At 71.9% G+C, this 7646-nt stretch carries 6 protein-coding genes and 1 pseudogene; all 7 read right to left on the bottom strand.

The window, feature by feature from the left end; translation table 11 throughout:
* Positions 1-323: pseudogene (locus tag G6R25_RS19155) on the bottom strand (type IV toxin-antitoxin system AbiEi family antitoxin domain-containing protein); the annotation flags it as partial.
* 213 nt (positions 324-536) lie between these two features.
* Positions 537-797 (bottom strand): hypothetical protein, encoded by a 261-nt coding sequence (locus G6R25_RS25435; RefSeq protein WP_205447250.1) that lies wholly within the window; start codon positions 795-797, stop codon positions 537-539.
* Positions 798-814: 17 nt separating this feature from the next.
* Entirely contained in the window at positions 815-949 is a 135-nt protein-coding gene (locus G6R25_RS29065; protein ID WP_268904184.1) for a hypothetical protein, read from the bottom strand.
* Positions 946-2112 carry a glycoside hydrolase family 6 protein gene (locus G6R25_RS19145; protein ID WP_235949092.1) on the bottom strand — a complete coding sequence of 389 codons (1167 nt, stop codon included), beginning with the start codon at positions 2110-2112 and terminating at the stop codon, positions 946-948. Before G6R25_RS19145 ends, G6R25_RS29065 begins: the two co-directional genes overlap by 4 nt.
* 277 nt (positions 2113-2389) lie before the next feature.
* Complete coding sequence (locus tag G6R25_RS19140; RefSeq protein WP_235949090.1) at positions 2390-3514, bottom strand: glycoside hydrolase family 6 protein; 1125 nt, start codon at positions 3512-3514, stop codon at positions 2390-2392.
* A 92-nt stretch (positions 3515-3606) separates the two neighbouring features.
* Complete coding sequence (locus G6R25_RS19135) at positions 3607-5319, bottom strand: galactose oxidase early set domain-containing protein (protein WP_235949088.1); 1713 nt, start codon at positions 5317-5319, stop codon at positions 3607-3609.
* A 24-nt stretch (positions 5320-5343) separates the two neighbouring features.
* Positions 5344-7646: glycosyltransferase family 2 protein (locus tag G6R25_RS19130; protein WP_163554065.1), on the bottom strand; the 2303-nt coding region annotated here is incomplete at its 5' end.

Genomic DNA, 7646 nt, shown 5'->3' with positions numbered 1-7646 from the left:
AACGGGGCCGATACTCCGCGTAGCAGATCGCAACCTAGAACGATCTTCCCGGGGCCCTGCTGCGTCACGAGGTGACCGCCGTGCCACCCGTCGTCGGCAACCGCGGGGACCTCGCCGCCCGGCCGCGCCGGCTCCGGTGCCCATCCCGATCCCCATCGCCCGTCCCCGGGTCCGGCTACGTTCCCGCCGACGTCCCCGGTCAGGGGGCCGACCGGGACGACGAAGGCGCCGCGGACGGGGTGGCTCCACTGATCGGACTGGACGAGCTGGCGCAGCTGACCACGGGTCAGGCCGGCGGACATCGCCTGCTGGAAGGTGATCACCCCACCCTGCCAACGCGACGGCGGAGTCGAGACCGGGGTAGCGACGGATGACGGGTCGGGTCGGCGGGGACGAGGCCGAAAGGGAAAAGGTCATGAACCGAGAATCCAACAGAATCTGCCCTCCGGCCAGAGGCAACATGAAAGCTGTGGATAACCGTCACAACGATGGACGGTCAGCAGATCAAGAATCCCGGGAACAGCGACAACCACTTCCTACTCGCATCGCATCCTTATTCGAAGAAATGGTCGGGAATGGCATCCGGTGACAGCCGGAACACCGGCGGCGTGTGGGTCCGCGCAGCCCGGCCTGCGCGACCCGATCACCGCGACCCGGCGGGCGTAGTACGCCGCCCGCAGCCCCGCCGCCTGGCCGATCGCCGTGACCTGGCTGCCGTGCGGCACGACGATGGTGCCATCCGCGGCGGGCGTCGGCGTACTAAAGGTGACGCCCGCCGTGTCGGCGAGGCGGGTCACGGCCGTGGCCGGCCCGGTCAGGCCGGCGAACGAGCGATCGAACTGGTCGAGCCAGTCGCGCAGGCGGCGAGCAGGCTCAGCAGCGCGACGAGGCAGCCGATCAGGGCTGCCGGGGACCGCACCCCTGGTGACCTGCCGCCGCGCTTCGTCACCCGGCCCTGCTCGCGAGGCCCATGGCGTAGTCGAGCCACCACCGGCCGGCGGCCGGGCCGCCGTTGCACGCGCCGTCCGATTCCCCGGGCACCTTGATCCACAGATAGGCATCCGCCCGGGGATTGCCGGTTCGACCGGTGGGTGCTATGCCCAGCCCGCGGCCGGGCGGGTTGCACCAGCCGTTGTCTGCGGCCGGGCCATGACCGTTGCGGGAGGTGTCGACGACGTAGTGGGAGGCGCCGCCGAGGGCCACGACGACCCCGTCGCCGTAGGCCGTCTCGTCGGCGGTCTCGTCGAAGTTCGACACGTTGAGGGCGAAGCCCCGGGCGCGGGCGACGCCGGCCTGGCGCAGCCGGGCGGCGGTGTCCGCGGCGGAATGCCAGGATGCGTTGCCGGCGTCGAGGTAGACGTCGGCCCCGACCGCGGCGAGCTGGTCGACGGCATAGCCGAGCATGGCGTACCGGGCGGTGGCGGCGGCCGGTGCCAGGCAGTCGACCTGGGCCAGGGCGTCGGGTTCCAGGATGACCGCGGCGGGGCCGGCGCCGACGCCGGCCGCGAAGGCGGCGGTCCACGCCCGGTAGGCGGACTCGTCGGTGACGCCGCCCGCCGACTGGCCGCCACCGCAGTCGCGCTGCGGGATCGCGTAGGCGACGAGCACCGGCAGCGCGCCGGCCGCCCGCACCACCCGGACCACCCGGACCACCCGGACCCGGTCGGCGACACGGGTGCGCACCGTGGCGGGATCCGGATCGCCGAACCAGTCCGCGTGGGAGCGGTCGGCCAGCCGGGAGAGCGTCTGCGCCCCGGCGGGATCGACGTAGAGGGCCGCGGCCGCGAACGGGTCACCCGCCGTCGCGCCGACGACCGCGGTCAACCCGGCGGCACCGGTCGACGCCGCGGCACCGGCGGACGCGGCGGCGAGCCCGCCCGCAGTTGCCGCCGAGCTGGCCGACGCCGCCGGACGGGGGGAGGGTACCGGCGTGAGGGCCACGCCGACCTTCGCCGGCGCGACGGTGCCCGGCTGCGCGGCGACCGTGCTCGATCCGCCCGAGCCTTCGTAGGCCGGCTCGATGACGAGCTGCTCCAGCCCGAAGCCGGCGAACACCATGAGCCCCGCGAACGGCCAGAGCAGCGCGAAGAACCGGCGGCGGTGGCCCCGCAAAGCGCCCGAAACCGCCGAGGCACGGGGAGAGACCGAGGTACGGACCGCCGACGGAACCGGACGATGATGACGGCGGTGCCTCGAGGCGTCCGACACACGACCTCCGAATACACGCGACCGCGCGCGCTTGACGCACAGTGCCCCGATGTCGGAAAAAGCATATCGGTCGCGACAATGGCAACCAACCGGCGGGTATCGGAAATCTCCCGCCCCGGGAGACTCCCTCCCCCGCCCGGGGGTGCGCGTCATCCGGCAGGTGCGCGTCAATGGCAGGTGTTCAGCCCGCGACGTTACGCACCAGCTCCGCAGCCTGTTCCTGCCACCACTTGCCCGCCTCCGGATCACCCCGGTCGCATTCCCCGTCGCTCGCGCCGGGGGTCTTCACCCAGAGGAAGGCGTCCGCGTGCGGATATCCCGTGCTGGTCGTCGGCTTCTCGCCGAGGCCGCGGCCAGGCGGATTGCACCACTGGTTCGTCAGCCCGACCGCCGGGCCGCGGCCGTTGCGGGAGGTGTCGACGATGTAGTGAGCACCCCCGACGAATCCGGAGAGGATCTCGGCGCGGGCCACCTCGTCCTCGGTGCGGTAGAAGTTCGCCACGTTGACGGCGAAGCCCCGGGCGTGCGCGACCCCGGCCTCGGCCAGCCGCCGGGCCATGACCGCCGGGGCGATCCAGCCGCAGTTCGCGCCGTCGAGGTAGACGCTGGTCGCCGGCAGCGCGCCGTACACGTCGACCGCGTCGCGCAGCAGCGCGTAGCGCTCGGCGGCCTGGGCCGCGTCGAGCTTGTCGATCTGCCCGAGCGCGTCGGGTTCGAGCACGATGACCGCCGGCGCGCCGCCGATGCCCGCGGCGATCTGGCGGGTGAACTGGCGGTAGGAGGCGGCGTCGGGCAGCCCGCCGGGGGAGAAACCGGCACCCACGTCCCGGTGCGGGATGCCGTAGACCATGAGCACCGCGGTGGCTCCGGCCGCCGCCGCCGCCGCGGCCCGGCTGTGGACCTCACCGACCACGTCGGTGATCCAGTCGCCAACCGGGAAGGCGGTCGAGGTCTGCACGAGCGGGGCGATGGCCGCGGCGTCGGCCGGGTGAGCCTGCGCCTGCTGCGCCGCCTGGCTGGCCGGGTCGACCAGGAACGGGCCGCGGGGCGCACGGCCCCGCGCGGCGGCCCCGTCGGCGGCGGACGACGGGCCGGTCCTGGCACTACCGCCCGCAGGGCAGCGGGTCGGGTCGGGGGCGGGCACCGCGGTCGCGGCGTCGGCCCCGCCCACCGCGCCGCCGGCCGACTTCCCGCCGCCGTCCGGGCCGCACCCGACCAGCGCCACGACCAGCGCTACGACCGCTGCGAGGACGGCGGCGACCCCGCGGGGACGGCCGCAGGCGCGCGGGTACCTGGACGTCGGCACGAAGGCACTCCTCTCGACGGTGGCCTCGCCGACCCTGGGGTGGGGTGGCCGCCGCGGGAGACCCACTCCCCTGCCGGCCGCGGCGGCAGCCGTCAGGGGGTCACGTGCACCCAGGTCGCGACCGACGGCACGTTCCCACCGTTGTCGACGAAGAGCATGTACCAGTCACCCGGCAGTACGTTCGGATTGTCCGGCACGCTCACGGTGACCGTACCGTCCGCCTGTTCGGTGATCGGCAACGCCACCGATCGTTGTTCGGTATCGGTCACATGGGTGTACGCGCCGGGCCGTATCAGTCGGACCTTGCCGATCTTCTGCGAGGTGCGCAGGGTGATCGTGGTGCCTCGGGTGATCGTGGCCGGGGCGCTGCGGATCACCGGGCGTTCTCCGGCGTACAGGTAGGGCGGCGAGTAGACCTCGACGCGGGTGTCGAAGGTGTTGTCGTCGCTGAGCGGGTTCGAGCCGAACACCGCGACCCGGCCGTCGGGCAACAGCAGGTACTCGGAGTGGTAGTCGCGGCCGACGTGCGGATCGGCCACCGGGCGGAACGTCTTCGTCGCCGGATCGTAGATCTCGGCGGTGAGGGTGTCCTTCGCCCGGTAGCGCTGCGACCCGCCGGAGACCAGCATGGTGTCGTCGGGGAGCAGCACCGCGCCCGGGTACCGCTTCGGCGAGCCCAGGTCAGGGCCGCGTTGCCAGGCGGGCTGCGGCTTGGACAGGTCGACGATGGCGGTCCGGTCGGTCGTCACCTGGGTGTCACCGACGACGCCGCCGCCGCCGATGAACATCACCTTCTGGTCCTGCGCCGGGGCGAGCAGCACGGTGCCGGCCGTCTCGTTGACCTCGGGCAGCGGCAGCCCGGGAACAGCCTGGAACTGATTGTTCGTCAGGTTCCACAGCCCCGACTGGCGGGCCTCCAGCGACGCCGGGCCGTAGCCGGCGTCAGCCCCGGAGAAGAACAGCCGGCCGTCCGCGGTGAGCAGAAGCGACGGGTAGGTCGGAAACTCCTTGCGCAGCTCCGGATGCTCGATCCAGGCCGCGCTCGCGCCGTCGTAGGACTCGGTGTTGCCCGGGTCGATGTCGCCGTTCTCGTTGAGTCCGGAGACGGCGACGACGGCCCCGTTCGCGAGCGTGACCAGCGTCGGGTACCAGCGGGCGTGCTGCAGGAACCCGGTCTTGACGTACCGCTGGCTGATCGGATCGAACAGGTAGGAGTCCTTCAGCCCCTCATATTCCTTTTTCTTGCCGTCGGGGGCGTCCTGGGCCAGTACCTCGTAGGCCTTCGTCCCACCGGCGATGAGCAGGTCGCCGTTGGGCAGGAACGCGTGGCCGGCGCAGAAGACGTCCCATGGCGTGTAGATCTTCTGGAAGCTGTTCGCCGTCGGATCCCACAGGACGGTCTCGAACCGCTTGGCGCCGAAGTTGTTCTTGTCGTTGCCGGAGCCGGCCATCAGCAGGACCTTGCCGGTGCGCAGCAGCGCGGCGTGGATCGAGCGCGAGCCGCTGTCCGCGACGATGTCCCACCGCCCGTTGTCGCGCACGTACCCGGGCTGGTGGAAGCGCCACTCGTCGTAGCGGTCGGACGCCCAGGAGTCCATGTACGGGAAATTGCCGGCGATGACGACGAGCACGATGATCGTCGCCTGCAGGAGCCGCCGACGCCGCCGGGAGGCCGTCGGCGCGGCGGCGACGGGGGCCATCCGCGGGTCGTCGAGCGGCCGCGGTCCGCCCGGCGCGGGCAGGTCGGAGACGGTCGACGGGTCGGGATCCGGCGGGGAACCGGAACGCCGGGGACGGTCGGCCATCAGCGCAGCTCCTCAAGCGTGCCGTCAAAGGTGACGCGGCGGCGGCGCGGGGTGAGCCTCATCGTGACGTCCTCGACGTAGGCGGGCAGCTCGCCAGCGGCGGACACCCCGGCCAAATCCTTGTCGCGCCGGGTCAGAACGGTCTCCTGCTCGGCGTACACCGGCTCGTCGTCGGCGTAGGCGGGCAGGTCGGCCGGCAACTCGCTCGCCCGGCGCTCTCGGCGCCGCTCGCGCCCGTCCGCAGGCCGGTCGTGATCCCGCGACGGCTGCCCCTCGGGAGCGGGCAGCGTGCGGGTGATGACGGTGTCCTGATCGACGCCGCCGACGCGAGCGCCGCTGCCGCCCTCGCCCTCGCCGGCGGCACCGGCACCGGCCGCAGCCCGGGCCGCAGCGGCGGCCGCCGCGGGGGCGGACAGCAGGATGGTGGGACCGTCCACGCCCGTGGGACCGCCCGCCCGGCCGGCTGACTTCGCCGACGCGGCGGCCGGAACCTTCGGCCCGACGAATCGTCACGGTCTTGTCACCGACGCCCGGCGTGCCGGCGCCAGCCAGCTCCACGGGGATCGGCACGTGCTCCGTAGCCGGGTCGGCGAACATCCCGACGACGGCGGCCGGCACCTCCTCGGTGACCGGGTCGAGGGCCGACGGGTACCCGGCCGCGGCCGCGCGGACGGGTGCGGGCGTGGCCGGCCCGACGGTCTGCGGCGCGCGGCGCGGCGCCGGCACGTGCGCGGCGGGCAGCGGGTTCGGCGCCGTCGCACGCCGCGGCGCCAGGATCGGTTCGAGGCGCCACAACCCGATCGGCAGCAGGCAGGTCACCAACGACAGCGAGACCCAGATCATGTTCGCCGGGTACAGATGGCCGAGCGAGGCGGCGGCCGCGATCGACCCCGCCGACCAGACGGCCCAGAACAGGTGTTTGCGGAATGTCAGCAGCCGGTCGGGACTCGCCTGATCGCCCTTCGGTGTCACGACGAAGCCGAGATTGCGCCGGAAGATCGCCCCGACGAACGCCGTCGAGTAGAACGGCGTGTACAGCACCGACACGAAGATGCCGAACATCCCGGCGCTGCCCGCCTCCTCGTACGGGCTGGTGTTGAACCGGCGCAGCCAGAAGTAGAGCAGCAGCCGGGCGGCGAACACGTCGATGTAGAGCGCCAGCCACGCCGAGATGTGCACGACCACCCCGGTGGAGCCGAGCGCCATGTAGGTCGTGGTGAGGATCATGCCGAGGATCCAGGTCAGGGCGACCGTCGGGTAGTGGAGCATGAGCGTGGCGTAGTACAGCCGCGGGCCCCAGGCGAGCTTGCGCATCCGACCGGCGGCCTCGGTGACGAGGACCTCGTTGGCGCCGCGTGCCCACCGCAGCTGCTGGCTGAAGAAGTCCGTCCAGGTGGCCGGGCCCTCGCCGACGGCGATGACGTCCGGGGTGTAGACCGACGTCCAGCGGTGGTTCGTCTGCGGGTTGCGAGCGCCGTGCACGGCGAAGGACGTCGCGAGATCCTCGGTGATCGAGTCCTGGAAGCCGCCGATCTGCCGCCAGGTCTCGACCCGGTAGGCGTGGTTCGTGCCGACGAACATTCCCGAGGCGAACCGGTTCGCGGCCCGCTGGATGACCGAATGGAACATGTAGTTCTGCGCCTCGGCACCACGGGTCAGGTAATGGCGAAAGTTTCCGTAAACCTGCGGGCCGACGACGAAAGCGACGTTCGGATCCCGGAAATAGCCGAGCATGCGTTCCGCGAAGTTCGGCAGCGGAATATGGTCCGGGTCGACGGAGAGCACCACATCGTAGGTGTCACCGTGCGCGTCGAGCCACGAGTTGTGGTTACCGTGTTTGGTCTTGGCCCGGAACCGGCCGCGGCCGGTGTTCCAGCGCTCCACGCCCTTGCGGAAGAAGTGGTTGACCCCGATCTCGGCACACATCGCGCGCACCGCCGGGTCGTCGCCCTCGTCGAGCAGCCAGACGTCGATCGTCGCGTCATGGCGGATGTTGCGGGCCGCGATGAGGGTGGCCCGGACGACGTCGATGGGCTCCTTCGCCGGCACGATCGTCGTCGTGAAGGCGACCCGCAGACCCTTCGGCAGCCGAACGGGTACCGGATTGCGCATGATGTAAGCCGACCAGCACAGGGTGATCGAGTTCAGCAGGCGGATACCCTCTGTCACCACGATCAACCAGAACATCACGGCGTTGCCGACCTGCACGGCGGTCGGCAGGTACTTCGAATGCGGGTAGTGCTGCGGCTGGATCAGCCACACAAAGAACAGCGACGACACGCCCACGGTGGCGATGAGCTGCGGCAATACCTGGTGGAGCGCACGCC

This window comes from Candidatus Frankia alpina, assembly GCF_902806485.1.
In the GTDB taxonomy this organism is placed as follows: domain Bacteria; phylum Actinomycetota; class Actinomycetes; order Frankiales; family Frankiaceae; genus Frankia; species Frankia alpina.
Note: the sequence above shows the minus strand (reverse complement) of the source record. Positions and strands in the feature narration are given on the sequence as shown.